At 64.3% G+C, this 266-nt stretch carries 1 pseudogene; it reads right to left on the bottom strand.

The window, feature by feature from the left end:
* A pseudogene (locus tag SB756_RS30880) lies at positions 1 to 266 on the bottom strand (hypothetical protein); the annotation flags it as partial.

The raw sequence follows: 266 nt of genomic DNA, 5'->3' as shown, positions 1-266 counted from the left end.
CCAGCGGGTCTGGTTCAACCTCCACGCTTTTGACGGTGCCAGCGACCGGCGCGTACAACGGCGTACCGGCGGGCATCACCAGATCGACCCCCACATGCAAGGTGCGGCGCTGCCCCTTGATGAAGCGCGACTCGAATGCGCTGTCCGTATAAATGGTACGTAACTCACCCCATGGCCCGATGGCCAAAGGCACGTTGTGCGCGGCAGAGAACGCATTCCACCAGCGCGTCGCATCGGCAGGCCGCTGCTCGGCTGAGGCGATGGTC

The sequence above is a fragment of the Pseudomonas sp. SIMBA_068 genome, from assembly GCF_046534705.1.
Taxonomy (GTDB): domain Bacteria; phylum Pseudomonadota; class Gammaproteobacteria; order Pseudomonadales; family Pseudomonadaceae; genus Aquipseudomonas; species Aquipseudomonas putida.
The sequence above is the reverse complement of the archived record's forward strand: the minus strand, read 5'-3'. Positions and strand labels throughout refer to the sequence as shown.